Annotated in this window: 14 protein-coding genes; 8 read left to right on the forward strand and 6 right to left on the reverse strand. The window is 69.7% G+C overall.

The window, feature by feature from the left end; translation table 11 throughout:
• The first annotated feature begins 68 nt into the window (after nucleotides 1-68).
• From dapF to JJQ90_RS17020, 6 genes are all read left to right on the forward strand, one after another.
• Nucleotides 69-878, forward strand: coding sequence for a diaminopimelate epimerase (gene dapF, locus JJQ90_RS16995; protein WP_216877795.1), 810 nt, complete (start codon nucleotides 69-71; stop codon nucleotides 876-878).
• Nucleotides 875-2,119 (forward strand): tRNA (N(6)-L-threonylcarbamoyladenosine(37)-C(2))-methylthiotransferase MtaB, encoded by a 1,245-nt coding sequence (mtaB, locus tag JJQ90_RS17000; RefSeq protein WP_216877434.1) that lies wholly within the window; start codon nucleotides 875-877, stop codon nucleotides 2,117-2,119. The genes dapF and mtaB overlap by 4 nt, the downstream gene beginning before the upstream one ends.
• 198 nt (nucleotides 2,120-2,317) lie before the next feature.
• Nucleotides 2,318-3,358, forward strand: coding sequence for a signal recognition particle-docking protein FtsY (gene ftsY / locus JJQ90_RS17005; protein WP_457851889.1), 1,041 nt, complete (start codon nucleotides 2,318-2,320; stop codon nucleotides 3,356-3,358).
• A gap of 165 nt (nucleotides 3,359-3,523) precedes the next feature.
• Nucleotides 3,524-4,315, forward strand: coding sequence for a DUF4189 domain-containing protein (locus tag JJQ90_RS17010; protein ID WP_216877436.1), 792 nt, complete (start codon nucleotides 3,524-3,526; stop codon nucleotides 4,313-4,315).
• Nucleotides 4,316-4,335: 20 nt separating this feature from the next.
• Entirely contained in the window at nucleotides 4,336-5,364 is a 1,029-nt protein-coding gene (locus JJQ90_RS17015; protein WP_216877437.1) for a transporter substrate-binding domain-containing protein, read from the forward strand.
• Nucleotides 5,365-5,380: 16 nt separating this feature from the next.
• Nucleotides 5,381-6,403, forward strand: coding sequence for an amino acid ABC transporter substrate-binding protein (locus tag JJQ90_RS17020; protein ID WP_216877438.1), 1,023 nt, complete (start codon nucleotides 5,381-5,383; stop codon nucleotides 6,401-6,403).
• Nucleotides 6,404-6,427: 24 nt separating this feature from the next.
• Here JJQ90_RS17020 and JJQ90_RS17025 read toward each other — a convergent pair whose 3' ends face one another.
• The 4 genes from JJQ90_RS17025 to JJQ90_RS17040 all read right to left on the reverse strand — a co-directional run bounded on the left by JJQ90_RS17025 (nucleotide 6,428) and on the right by JJQ90_RS17040 (nucleotide 9,009).
• Nucleotides 6,428-6,793 (reverse strand): hypothetical protein, encoded by a 366-nt coding sequence (locus JJQ90_RS17025; RefSeq protein ID WP_216877439.1) that lies wholly within the window; start codon nucleotides 6,791-6,793, stop codon nucleotides 6,428-6,430.
• Nucleotides 6,790-7,341: an NUDIX hydrolase gene (locus JJQ90_RS17030; RefSeq protein ID WP_216877440.1), complete on the reverse strand. Its 552-nt coding sequence runs from the start codon at nucleotides 7,339-7,341 to the stop codon at nucleotides 6,790-6,792. The genes JJQ90_RS17025 and JJQ90_RS17030 overlap by 4 nt, the downstream gene beginning before the upstream one ends.
• A gap of 116 nt (nucleotides 7,342-7,457) precedes the next feature.
• Nucleotides 7,458-7,655 (reverse strand): hypothetical protein, encoded by a 198-nt coding sequence (locus JJQ90_RS17035; protein WP_216877441.1) that lies wholly within the window; start codon nucleotides 7,653-7,655, stop codon nucleotides 7,458-7,460.
• A gap of 160 nt (nucleotides 7,656-7,815) precedes the next feature.
• A complete protein-coding gene (locus tag JJQ90_RS17040) occupies nucleotides 7,816-9,009 on the reverse strand; it encodes a phosphoglycerate kinase (protein WP_216877442.1) in 1,194 nt (397 codons plus the stop codon).
• A gap of 60 nt (nucleotides 9,010-9,069) precedes the next feature.
• On the opposite strand from JJQ90_RS17040, the gene JJQ90_RS17045 reads away from it, so the two are divergent.
• Both JJQ90_RS17045 and JJQ90_RS17050 read left to right on the forward strand, forming a co-directional pair.
• Nucleotides 9,070-9,468, forward strand: coding sequence for a DUF6636 domain-containing protein (locus tag JJQ90_RS17045; RefSeq protein ID WP_216877443.1), 399 nt, complete (start codon nucleotides 9,070-9,072; stop codon nucleotides 9,466-9,468).
• Between the two features lie 118 nt (nucleotides 9,469-9,586).
• A complete protein-coding gene (locus JJQ90_RS17050; protein ID WP_216877444.1) occupies nucleotides 9,587-9,985 on the forward strand; it encodes a DUF6636 domain-containing protein in 399 nt (132 codons plus the stop codon).
• 39 nt (nucleotides 9,986-10,024) lie between these two features.
• Here JJQ90_RS17050 and gap read toward each other — a convergent pair whose 3' ends face one another.
• Both gap and tkt read right to left on the reverse strand, forming a co-directional pair.
• On the reverse strand, nucleotides 10,025-11,047 hold the full coding sequence (gene gap / locus JJQ90_RS17055; RefSeq protein WP_216877445.1) for a type I glyceraldehyde-3-phosphate dehydrogenase: 1,023 nt from the start codon (nucleotides 11,045-11,047) through the stop codon (nucleotides 10,025-10,027).
• Nucleotides 11,048-11,067: 20 nt separating this feature from the next.
• Complete coding sequence (tkt, locus tag JJQ90_RS17060; protein ID WP_409349079.1) at nucleotides 11,068-13,116, reverse strand: transketolase; 2,049 nt, start codon at nucleotides 13,114-13,116, stop codon at nucleotides 11,068-11,070.
• Between the last annotated feature and the right edge of the window lie 20 nt (nucleotides 13,117-13,136).

Raw genomic sequence — 13,136 nt, forward strand, 5'->3', positions numbered from 1 at the left:
GGTCGGCGCGGGTTTCATGGCCGCGCCGGGCGGCCTATATCCATGCTGTGAACATACCCTTCCGCAAGATGCACGGCCTGGGCAACGACTTCGTCGTGCTGGATGCGCGTGCCCAACCGCTGGCCATCACCCCCGCCGGCGCTGCCGCCATCGCCGACCGGCATTTCGGCATCGGCTGCGACCAGTTCATCGTCATGGAGCCGGGCAGGGACGGCGCGGATGTCTTCATGCGCATCCGCAACCCGGATGGCTCGGAGGCCGGCGCCTGCGGCAATGCCACGCGTTGCATCGCCGCTTTGGTGGCGGATGAGGCGGGCAAGGACCTGGTGGTGGTTCGCACCATCGCCGGCGACCTGCCGGTGGAGCGCCTGCCGGGCGGGCTCTGGCGCGCTGATATGGGCGTGGCGCGGCTCGGCTGGCAGGATGTGCCGCTGGCCTGGGATGTCGACACGCTGCACCTGCCGCTGGCGCGCGGCGCGGTGGCCGACCCGGCCGCCTGCTCCATGGGCAATCCGCACGCCACCTTCTTCGTGCGCGACCTGGACCAGGTGCCGGTGGCGGAGATCGGGCCGGGGCTGGAACACGACCCGATTTTTCCGGATCGCGCCAATATCGGCTTCGCGCAGATTCTCTCGCCGGAGCATATGCGGCTGGTGATCTGGGAGCGTGGGGCGGGCATTACCCTGGCCTGCGGCTCCGGCGCCTGTGCGGCCATGGTGAACGCGCATCGCCGGGGGCTGACCGGCCGGCGCGCCACCATCACCATGCCCGGCGGCGACCTTCAGATGGAATGGCGCGAGGATGGGCATGTGCTGATGACCGGCCCGGTCGCCACAGCTTTCACGGGTACGCTTGATCTCTCGACCTTCGCCGGATGAGCGTGCGGACGCTGAATTTCGGCTGCCGCCTGAATGCCTATGAGACCGAGGCGATGCGGACGCTGGCCGCACAAGCCGGCCACGACGCCACGACGCTGATCGTCAATACCTGCGCCGTGACGGCCGAGGCCGAGGCGCAGGCGCGCCAGGCGATCCGCCGCGCGGCGCGCGAAAACCCCGGCACGCGCATCCTGGTCACCGGCTGCGCCGCGCAGATCGCGCCCGAGGCCTGGGTGGCGCTGCCCGGCGTGGCGCGGGTGATCGGCAATGCAGACAAGCTGCGCCCCGAATCCTGGGACCCGGCGGCGCCTGCCGCGCCGGTGCCGGACATCATGCTGGCCGAATCCGCTCCGCCGCTGCCGGTGACGGAATTCGCCGGCCGCGCGCGGGCGCTGGTCCAGGTGCAGCAGGGCTGCGACCATCGCTGCACCTTCTGCGTCATCCCCTATGGCCGCGGCCCCTCCCGCTCCGTTCCGCTCGGCGTGGTGGTGGACCAGGTCCGCGCCCTGGTGGCGCGCGGGTATCGGGAAGTGGTGCTGACCGGCGTAGATATCGCCAGCTACGGCCCGGACCTGCCCGGCCGGCCGCGCCTCGGCCAGATGGTGCGGCGGCTGCTGGCGCTGGTGCCGGAATTGCCGCGGCTGCGGCTGTCCTCGCTCGATCCGGCCGGGATGGATGACGACCTCTGGCGGCTGCTGGCGGAGGAGCCCCGGCTGATGCCGCATCTGCACCTGTCCCTGCAGCATGGCGACGACCTGATGCTGAAGCGCATGAAGCGCCGCCATTCCCGCGCCGAGGCGCTGGAACTGGCCCGCCGCGCCCGCGCCCTGCGGCCGGACATCGCGCTCGGCGCCGACCTGATCGCCGGCTTCCCGACGGAGGCGGAGGATCATTTCCAGCGGATGCTGGAGATGGTGGCGGAGGCCGGGCTGAGCTTCCTGCACGTCTTCCCCTTCTCCGCCCGCCCGGGAACCCCGGCCGCGCGCATGCCGCAACTGCCGGTGCCGCTGCGGCGCGAACGCGCGGCGCGGCTGCGCCAGGCCGGCGCCGACGCACGCCAGGCCTTCTTCGCCGGCCGTCTCGGCCGGGTGGAATCGGTGCTGCTGGAACAGGGTGGCCGCGGCCATACCGAACACTTCGCCCCGGTCCGGGTGGCGGGCGCCGCGCCCGCCCCTGGCAGCCTGCGCCCCATGCGGGTGCTGGCCGCCGATGACCAGGGCCTGATCGCGGAGGCAGCCTGAGCCATGGCACTCAAGGGATTCTGGGACCGGCTGCGCGGCCGCGAACCGGAGGCGCCGCCCGCGCCCGTCACCCCACCGCCGGCCCAGCCGCCCACCCCCGCCGCCCCGGGGCTGGAGACGCCACCCGCACCGCCACCGCCGCCGGTCGCGCCCTTGCCGCCGCTGCCTGCGATTCAGGTGCCCTTCACCGCCCCGCCCATGGCCGAGGTGGCCCCGCCTGCGCCACCGCCGCCCGAACCCCCCCCGCCCCGCGACCCCGAGGCGGCCCTGGCCGAGGCGCTCGCCAGCAGCGAGCCCGAGCCCGAATCAGCCACGGGCGGTGGCTGGTTCTCCCGCCTCAAGACCGGCCTGTCGCGTTCCACCGCCCGGCTGACGGACGCCATCACCACCGTCTTCCGCAAGCGCCGCCTGGATGAGGCGGCGCTGGAGGAGCTGGAGGAGACGCTGATCGCCGCCGATCTCGGCGTCGCCGCCGCGCATCGGATCGTCGAGGGCTTCCGCAAGACCCGCTTCGGCAAGGAGGTCTCGGATGAGGAGGTGAAGGCCGCGCTGGCCGAGGCGATCGCCGAAATCCTCGCCCCGGTGGCCAAGCCGCTGGAAATCCAGCCGCAACGCGCCCCGCATGTGGTGCTGGTGGTGGGCGTGAATGGCACCGGCAAGACCACCACCATCGCCAAGCTCGGCCAGCAATATCGCGGGCAGGGGCTGAAGGTGATGTTCGCCGCCGGGGACACCTTCCGGGCCGCCGCCGTCGAACAGCTTCAGATCTGGGGCGATCGCACCGGCTGCGCCGTGGTCGCGCCGGCGAAGATGGGCGCGGACGCCGCTGGCCTGGCGCATGACGCCCTGGCCCGGGCGCGGGCGGAGGGGATGGATGTTCTGCTGATCGACACCGCCGGGCGGCTGCACAACAAATCCGCCCTGATGGAAGAACTGGCCAAGATCATCCGGGTCATCCGCAAGCTGGACCCCAGCGCGCCGCATTCGGTCCTGCTGACCCTGGATGCAACCACAGGTCAGAACGCCCTGCAGCAGGTGCGTATTTTCAAGGAAATGGTCTCGGTTTCCGGTCTCGCGGTCACCAAGCTGGACGGCAGCGCCAAGGGCGGCGTGGTTGTGGCCCTGGCGCAGGAGATCGGCCTGCCCGTGCATATGGTCGGCGTCGGGGAAAAAGCGGGCGATCTGCGGCCCTTCACGGCCCGCGATTTCGCGCGGGGGTTGGTGGGGCTGGGCGAATGACAACCCGCTCGGGCAATTGAGGACGCTTTCCTGCAGCTTCCGACACATTGGTCACGGTTTCGCGATCACATTTATTGTTTTGTAAATTCCCTGTCGGGGGCGATGAAGCCGGACTAGTTTCGATACGGTGCACGCAAATGGTTGGCCTGCACCATATCGGAGACGATGCCGACGATGCGCCGCATCCTGCTTGCCCTCGCCTCCCTGGTCGCCTTGCCCATCGCGGCCCAGGCCCAGACGGGCAACCCGCTCCATGACCAGCTTTCCGCCCTGAACGAACCGACCCGGCGGGCGGAGGTGTTTCGCGCCATCACCGGCAGCGGTGCCTCCTGCCAGGCGATCATCGCCACCTATTTCGCGGGCTTCGACCAGGGGCGCACCGCCTATTGGGACATGCGCTGCCGGGAGGGTTCGCTCTACCGCATGTCGCTGCCGCCGCAGCGATTCGCGCGGCTTGGCCTCAGCGTCTGCGGCGCCCTCGGCGGCGGCATCGCGGCCGGGCCCTGCTTCCAGGCGGTCGGCACCACGGCCACGGCGCAGGCCGGCACCGGCATGGGCGTTCAACTGGCCGGCGGCGCGGCCAGCGCCGCGCCGCCGCCGAACAGCCGCTTCGGCGCCATCTACGCCACCGATGCGCCGATGGCGGCCCATGGCTTCGGCAATGGCGCCACGGACCGGCTGGCGGTGAACACCGCCGCGGTGCGGTCCTGCCAGTCCATGGCCGGGCGCGTGCCCTGCAAGTTCCTGGGTGAGATCGTCAACCGCTGTGCTGTCCTGGTGCAGGCGGTCAGCCGCCATCCCAATGCGCTGGTGATGACCAGCGACCTCAGCACCATGGTGCTGAACCGCAACTTCTCCGCCACCGGCGCCACGGTGCGGGAGGCGGAGGCGGAGGCCATGCAGGCCTGCCGAGGGGTTGCTGGCGCGACATGCCGCGTCGTGGCCTCGGGCTGCTAGGGCGGGACAGGAAGATGAACATGCGATCCCTTTGCGCGGCCGCGGCCGCGCTGCTGCTTTCCGTCCCCGCCTTGGCCCAGCCCGCCACCAATGGCCTGGCCGCCCTGCGCGCCCGTGGCGAATTGATCTGTGGGGTGGCCGGCACGCTGCCCGGCTTCGCCGCCCCCGACGCGCAGGGCGTGATGCGTGGCTTCGACGCGGATTTCTGCCGCGCCGTCGCCGCCGCCGCGCTGGGTGATCCGGCCAAGGTGCGCTTCGTCCCGATCGACACCCCGGATGCCGGGATGACGGCGCTGGGCGAGCGCCGCATCGACCTGCTGGCCCGCAACACCACCTTCACTTATTCGCGGGAGGCCGGCCGCCCCGTGGCCTTCGCCGGCATCACCTTCTTCGATGGCCAGGGCCTGCTGGTCAGCCGCGCCTCCGGCATCGCCAGCTTCCGGCACCTCGATGGCCGGCGTGTCTGTGTCACCGGCATCGCCGGCACCACGGGGCGGGAGGTGGTGGAAAGCGAGGCGGCCCGCCTTGGCATCAATGTCACCATCGTCGAGGCCGGTGGCGGCACGGCGCTGCTCCAGGCGCTGACCGATGGGCGCTGCGATGCGGCGTCCACCGATGCCTCCCAGCTTGCCATCCGTCGGGTGACGGAAATGCCGAACCCCGACAGCTTCGTTGTCCTGCACGACATGCTGAGCCGCGAGCCGCTCGGCCTGCTGGTGCGGGAGGATGAGGAAGCGCTGCGCCAGGTGGTGTTCTGGGTGGTGCAGGCGATGCTGGAGGCCGATGAGTTCGGCGTCACCAGCGCGAATCTGGTCGCCGCCCTGCAATCCAACGACCCTGTCCTGCGCCGCCTGATCGGCGTCGATGTCGGGCTCGGCAAGTCCATCGGCCTGGATGACGACTGGTCTCAGCGGGTGCTGGCGCGCGTCGGCTCCTATGCCGAGGTCTTCGACCGCAACCTCGGCGCCGGCAGCCGCTTCGGGCTGGATCGCGGGCCGAATGACAATTGGCAACGCGGGGGGCTGATGTTCCCCCTGCCGCTGCGCTGAGGGCCGGATGATGCGCATGAAGCTTCTCGCCAGCCTCGCCGGCGGCCTTGCCGTCCTCGCCACCGGCGCCTTGCCGGCCTTGGCGCAATCCACCCTGGCGCAGGTGCGCGCCCGCGGCGCGGTGATCTGCGGCACCAATACCGGCCTGACCGGCTTCGCCCAGGCGGACGCCCAGGGCCGGCTGCGCGGGCTGGATGCCGATACCTGCCGCGCCATCGCCGCCGCCACGCTCGGCGATGCGGAGAAGGTGCGCTTCGTGCAGGGCACCACGCCCGAGATCATCGCCGCGCTGCGGGAAGGGCGGGTCGACGTCGCGTCCCGCAACCTGACACAGACCATGGCGCGCGATGCCGAACTCGGCCTGTCGCCCGCAGGCATCAATTTCTACGATGGCCAGGGATTCCTGGTGCCCAGCGCCGCGCGCCTCACCGATGCGCGCGGCCTGGACGGAAAGCGCATCTGCGTCGTCACCGGCACGTCCAACGAACTGGCCATGGCCGATTCGGCACGCCGGCTCGGCATCCGCTACACGCCTGTCGCGGCCCCGGGCTTCGCCGGCATGCGCGATGCCTATGGCGCCGGGCAATGCGATGCGGTCAGCGCCGACATGTCGAGCCTGGTCGCGCTGCGCCAGACCGGCACGTCCAACCCCACCGCCCATGTCCTGCTGCCCGACATCATCAGCCGTGAACCGCTTGGCCCCCTGGTGCGGGATGGCGATTCGCAGTGGCGCAGCCTGGTCTTCTGGGTGGTGAATGTGATGCTGGAAGGCGAGGCGCGGGAGATCGGCATGAGCAATGCCGAGGCGCGTCGCGCCGATCCCTCGCCGCTGGTGCGCCGCATCCTGGGTGCCGAGCCGGGCCTTGGCGCACCGCTCGGCCTGTCGGATGACTGGGCCTTCCAGGTGCTGCGGCAGGTCGGCCATTACGGCGAGGTCTATGAGCGCAACCTGGGTCGCGGCAGCGTGCTGGGGCTGGAGCGGGGCCTGAACGCGCTTTGGAACCGCGGCGGGCTGATGTATCCGATCCCGATGCGCTGACATCGCCGCTGCCGGCCGCTGGTTCTATTCCAGCGGAATCCGCAGCCGTGCGCCGGGCGCGAGGTCCCTCAGGATCACGTCCTGCCGTTCGGACAGATGCTCGCGGCCGAAGGTGAAACCGCGCGCCCTTTCCCGTTCATCGATGATCATCGGTTCCAGCGTCGGCGCGTCGGGCCGGGCGAAGATGTCCGGCGGGGCCTCGATGTTCCGGTTCGGCATGGGGGCGAGTTCGCCGCCGCCACGCGGCCGGGCGATGCGCGGCAGCGGCAGGGGGGTCAGGGTGGAGGGCGCCGGGATGTCCAGCGACATGCGTCGGCCATTGCCCTGCGCCAATGCCGCGCCCGGCAGCGCCGCTGCGAGGGTGGACAGCAGAAGGAAGCGGCGGTTCATGCGGACCTCAATGGCGTGATGCCGCGCCGATCCTCGGCCGGGTTGCCGCGCGGCGCGCCGAGCGGCCCGGACCCTGCCTCCCGCCACGCTTCCAGCACCCAATGGACGGAGGGGAAGGCGAGCGAGTCCCAGGGGATCTCGTCCCAGTCGAATAGCCGGACCTCCAGGCTTTCCGGGCCGGGGGCGAAGCCGGGGGAGGCGAGGCGGGCGCGGAACAGGATCTGCACCTGGCCGATCCTGGCGATGGAATAGACGGCCAGCACCCCGTCCAGCACGAGGTCGACGCAGGCTTCCTCCTGCGCTTCGCGACGGGCGCCTTCCTCGACGGTTTCGCCGAGTTCCATATAGCCGGCGGGGATGGTCCAGAAGCCATGCCGCGGCTGGATGGCGCGGCGGCAGAGCAGAACCTTGCCGTCCACTTCGACCACTGAACCCACCACGATCTTGGGGTTCTCATAGGCGATGTAGCCGCAGTCGTTACAGGTCAACCGTTCCCGGTCTTCCCCATCGGGAATGCGCCGGACGAAGCGGGACGTTTCTGTCGACATAGGTCAAGGGTGGCGCCGAAGCGCCGGAATCGCAAGGCGTGGCGGATCACGCCAGGGACAGATTCCGTGAAATTGCGCGCCGCCGGCCGTTCAATGCGGCGGCGGCCCGGCCTTTGTCAGACCCGCAGGTCGAGCAGGGAGCCGCGCGGCGGCGGGCTGCCCGGCATGCTGGGCATGGCGTCCAGCGTGCGCTGCTGTGGCGCCTGCAGGGGCTGCAGCGCCTGGGGTGTGGGGCCGGCGCCACGGGTTTTCGTGGCGCCCTGCGTCCGGGAGACTTCCGCCGTGAAGGCGGAGAGGGAGTTCATGGCGATCATGCGGACGACCATGAACCGCAGATCTGAATCGGCGGTAAACCGATAGGCGGATTTCTGAGAGGTCGGTCGGATGGGGCGCATGAGGGCAGGGTGCCCTCATCCGCCGTTAAGAATCCAGCAACCAATGGTGGAAAGCGTGAATGGATTGAGAAAACGTGAATCACGCCGCCGTGAGCGCCGCCACCCCCGGCAGGGTCTTGCCCTCCAGCCATTCCAGGAAGGCGCCGCCGGCGGAGGAGACATAGGTCAGCCGGTCCATCACCCCCGCATGCCGCAGGGCCGAGACGGTGTCGCCACCGCCCGCGATGGATTTCAGGCCGGAGGAGGCGGTGAAGCCCGCCACGGACTGCGCCACGGCCACGGTCGCCGTATCGAAGGGCGGGATCTCGAAGGCGCCGAAGGGGCCGTTCCAGACCAGGGTCGAAGCCTGGCGCAGGCGATTCTCCACCAGCTCCACCGTCTCCGGCCCCACATCCAGCGCCATCATATCCTCGGGCACCCGGTCGATCGCCACGGTGCGGTGTGGCGCCTGGGCGGCGAATTCGCCGGCGACCACCAGGTCGACCGGCAGGAGGATCTCGCAATTGGCGGCCTTGGCCTCGGCCATGATGGTCCGCGCCGTGTCATGCATCTCCGCTTCCTGGAGCGACCGGCCCATGGCGTGGCCCTGGGCGGCCAGGAAGGTATTGGCCATGGCGCCGCCGATCACCAGCACATTGACCTTGCGGGTCAGGTTGCCCAGCAGTTCCAGCTTGGTAGAGATCTTGGCCCCGCCGACGATGGCGACCACCGGCCGCGCCGGATTGCCGAGCGCCGCATCCAGCGCTTTCAACTCGGCCTCCATCAGCCGGCCGGCATAGGCGGGCAGCAGATGGGCCACGCCTTCGGTGCTCGCATGGGCGCGATGGGCGGCGGAGAAGGCGTCGTTCACATAGACATCGGCCAGCCTGGCCAGGCCGGCGGCCAGTGCCGGGTCGTTCTTCTCCTCACCCGCATGGTAGCGGGTGTTTTCCAGCAGCAGCACCTCGCCATCGGCCAGGGCGGCGGCGGCGGCCTCGGCCTCCGGCCCGACGCAATCCTCGGCCCAGGCCACCGGGCGGCCGAGCGCCGTGGCCAGCGCCGCCACCATCGGCTTCAGCGACATCTCCGGCACCCGCTTGCCCTTGGGCCGGTCGAAATGGCTGCAGATGATGACGCGCGCGCCCTTCTCGGCCAGTTCGCGGATGGTGGGCGCCAGGCGGTCGATGCGGGTGTTGTCGGTGATGACGCCGTCGCGGACGGGCACATTCAGGTCGGCGCGCAGCAGAACGCGCTTGCCTTGGGCGTCCAGCGAATCAATCTTCCGGAACGACATCGCTTCGGCTCTCCTCAACCTGTGGTGGTGAACAACGGTTCGGTCATGAAAGGACAGACGATGCGCTGGCTGATCGCTGCCGCCACTTTCACCCTGCTCGGCCAACCGGTCGTAGCATCGGCTCAGCAGGGCTTCCAGTTGCCCTCGGGCAACGTGCTCTGCGAGGTGATGGAGAATGCGTTGCGCTGCGAGATCATCGAATTCCGCTTCGCCCGGCCGGCCGCGCCGAAGGATTGCGATTCGGACTGGGGCCATGCCTATGGCATCGCGGCCCGCGGCAGGGCGCAGGTGCTGTGCGCCGGGGATCTGGTGGTGAATCGCGGCCTGCCCCGGCTGAACTATGGCCAGCGCTGGGACGGGACAGGCGTGACCTGCCAGGCGGAGCGCAGCGGCCTGCGCTGCGTCAATGCGGAGGGGGGTGGCCTGGAATTGTCCCGCAGCCGCCTTGGCCTGTTCTGAGGCCTGTCGCAGAACCCGCTTGCACCGCTGTCCGGCACCACAATGTTCCGTGCAGGCATCTCTTCGACCCGCCCCAGCCGGGGAGGTCGGATAGGGATGTCACCACGAAGGACACATAATGCGCTGGCCCCTCGCTGCCGCCACCCTTGCCCTGCTCGCCCTTCCGGTTGCCGCATTGGCCCAGGAGGGGTTCCAGATGCCCTCCGGCAACGTCTTCTGCGAGGTGGAGGAGAATGCGCTGCGCTGCGATCTCGTCGATTTCACCTTCGCCAGGCCGCCGCAGCCGGCGGATTGCGAAACCGACTGGGGCCATGCCTATAGCCTGGCCGCGCGCGGCACCTCTCGCGTGTTGTGTGCCGGTGACACGGTGGTGAACCGTGGGGCGCGCCGGCTTCGCTATGGCGACCGCTGGGATGGCGTCGGCGTGACCTGTCACGCCGAACGCACGGGCCTCAAATGCATCAACGCCGAGGGCCGCGGCTTCGAGCTGTCCCGAACGCGCCTCAGCCGGTTCTGAGGCGCCAGTTCGCCCGGCGCCAGGCGCCGGGCGGCAGGCTCACAGGCTGCCGAACAGCGCTGCCGTGTCCGACATGCGATTGGAAAAGCCCCACTCATTGTCGTACCAGGACATCACGCGGACCAGCCCGCCATCGACCACCTGGGTCTGGGTGGCGTCGAAGGTGGAGCTGTGCGGGTCATGGTTGAAGTCGATCGAGACCAGCGGCGCCGTGTTGTAGCCGAGGATGCCCTTCAGCGGGCCGCTCTCGGAGGCCGCCTTCATCACCGCGTTGATCGCCTCCTTCGTCAGGCCCTCGGTCTTGGCCGGCACGAAGTCGAGCGAAACCAGGGAGACGTTGGGGGTCGGGATGCGGATGGCGGTTCCGTCCAGCTTGCCCTTCAGTTCCGGCATCACCAGGCCCACGGCCTTGGCGGCGCCGGTGCTCGTCGGGATGGCGGAGACCGCCGCGGCGCGGGCGCGGTGCAGGTCCTTGTGCAGCGTGTCGACGGTGTTCTGGTCGCCGGTATAGGCGTGGATGGTGACCATGTAGCCGCGGACGATGCCGAAATTGTCATGCAGCACCTTGGCGATCGGCGCCAGGCAGTTGGTGGTGCAGGAGGCGTTGGAGACGACCGTCATCTCCTTCGTCAGCACCTGGTGGTTCACGCCGTAGACGATGGTTGCATCGGCATTCTCGCCAGGCGCCGAAATCAGCACCTTGCGCGCACCCGCGGTGATCAGGGCGCTCGCCTTGTCCTTGGCGGTGAAGATGCCGGTGCATTCCATGGCGACGTCGACGCCCTGGAATGGCACCTTGGTCGGGTCCCGCTCGGCGCTGACGACGATCGGCGCATAGGTGCGGCCATTGGCCGTGATGATCAGCTTGTTGCCGTCCACAGCCACTTCGCCGGGGAAGCGGCCATGGACGCTGTCATAGCGGAACAGATGGGCATTCGCCTCGACGCTGCCGAGGTCGTTGATCGCGACGCATTCCACGTCGGTGCGGTTGCTCTCGATCATGGCGCGCAGCACCAGGCGGCCGATGCGCCCGAAGCCGTTGATGGCAACCTTCACCGTCATCGTCGTCTATCCCCTTATTGTCAGCCCAAACGCTTCTTCACGGCGGCCACGGTGGCCTCCGCGGTAATGCCGAAATGGCGGAAAAGTTCATCGGCCGGCGCGCTGGCGCCGAAGCCCTGCATGCCGATGAAGATACCCTCCGGCCCCAGCCAGCGGTCCCAGCCGAAGGGCAGCGCCGCCTCGATGCCGACGCGCAGCACATCGCCCAGTACCTGGGTGCGGTAGCCCTCATCCTGCAAGGCGAAAAGCTCCCAGCTCGGCAGGGAGACGACGGCGGTGGGAATGCCCTCGGCTTCAAGTGTCGCCCGTGCGGCGATGGCCAGATGCACCTCGGATCCGGTGGCGATCAGCGTCGCGCGGCGTGGGCCGGAGGATTCCGCCAGCACATAGCCGCCGCGGGCGCAGCGATTCTCGCCATGGTCGCTGCGCAGCGCCGGCAGGTTCTGGCGCGACAGCGCGAGGACGGAGGGACCATCGGCCCGCTTCACCGCCAGCTCCCAGCACTCCGCCGTCTCCATCGCATCGGCCGGGCGGAAGGTGACGAGGTTCGGGATGATGCGCAGCGAGGCCAGCGTTTCCACCGGCTGGTGCGTCGGGCCATCCTCGCCGAGGCCGATGCTGTCATGCGTCAGCACATGGATGACGCGCTGGTGCATCAGCGCGGCCAGCCGCAGGGCAGGGCGCAGGTAGTCGGCGAAGACCAGGAAGGTGCCGGAATAGGGGATCAGCCCGCCATGCAGCGCCATGCCGTTCATCGCCGCCGCCATGGCATGCTCGCGCACGCCGTAATGGATGTAGCGGCCGGCATAATTGCCCGGGGAGACGGCGGGGATGCCCTTGACGTTGGTATTGTTCGACCCCGTCAGGTCGGCCGAGCCGCCCACCATCTCCGGCACCGCCGGCACCAGGGCTTCCAGCGCGCGCTGGCTGGCGATGCGGGTGGCGATCTTCGGCTGGTCCTCGGCATGCTTCGCCCGCAGCGCGGCCAGCGGCTCGTGCCAGGATTCCGGCAGGCGGCCGGAGATCGCGCGGTCGAACTCGTCCTTCTGCGCATGGTTGGCCAGGCGCTTCAGCCAGGAGCGGCGGGTGCCGGCGCCACGGCGGCCGGCATCTTCCCAGCGCGCCTTCAGCCCTTCCGGCACCTCGAAGGGGCCGTGGTTCCAGCCCATCGCGGCCTTGGCCGCATCCGCCTCCGCCTTGCCGAGCGGGGCGCCGTGGCTGGCCGCGGTGCCGGCCTTGGTGGGCGCGGCGAAGCCGATGATGGTGCGGCAGGCGATCAGCGTCGGCTTGCGGTTGCGCATCGCCCAGGCCATCGCGGCCGCGACCTGTTCGTGGTCGTGCCCATCGACGCGGCGGGTCGCCCAGCCATAGGCCTGGAAGCGCTTCAGCGCATCGTCCGACAGTGAGATCGCCGTATCGCCGTCGATCGAGATGTTGTTGTCGTCATACAGCACGCAAAGCCGTTCCAGCTTCATGTGCCCGGCGAAGGAGGCCGCCTCGTGGCTGATGCCCTCCATCAGGTCACCGTCGGAGGCGATGACCCAGGTGCGGTGATCGACCAGCGACTTGCCGAAGCGCGCCGCCAGCATCCGCTCCGCCAGCGCCATGCCGACGGCGGTGGCGATGCCCTGGCCGAGCGGGCCGGTGGTGGTCTCGATGCCCGGATGCTCGCCATATTCCGGATGGCCGGCGGCCGGGGAGTGCAATTGCCGGAAGTTCTTGATGTCCTCGATGGACATCCCCTCCTGCCCCGTCAGGTGCAGCAGGGAATAGAGCAGCATCGAGCCATGGCCGGCCGAGAGCACGAAGCGGTCGCGATCCGGCCAGCGCGGATCGGCGGCATCGTATTTCAGGAAGCGGCTGAACAGCACGGTGGCCACATCGGCCATGCCCATCGGCATGCCGGGATGGCCGGATTTGGCCTGCTCCACCGCATCGATGGCGAGCGCGCGGATGGCATCGGCCATCCGGCGTTCCTCGCTGGCGGGGCGGGCAAGCAGTAAAGCCTGTGCCGCCTGGGCGGGTGTTGGCTCGGTACGGGGCTGGGTATCGGGTTCGGTGGTGGCCAAGATCGTCCTCCGGCTGCGTC

Source organism: Falsiroseomonas oleicola (genome assembly GCF_019029495.1).
Taxonomy (GTDB): Bacteria; Pseudomonadota; Alphaproteobacteria; order Acetobacterales; family Acetobacteraceae; genus Falsiroseomonas; species Falsiroseomonas oleicola.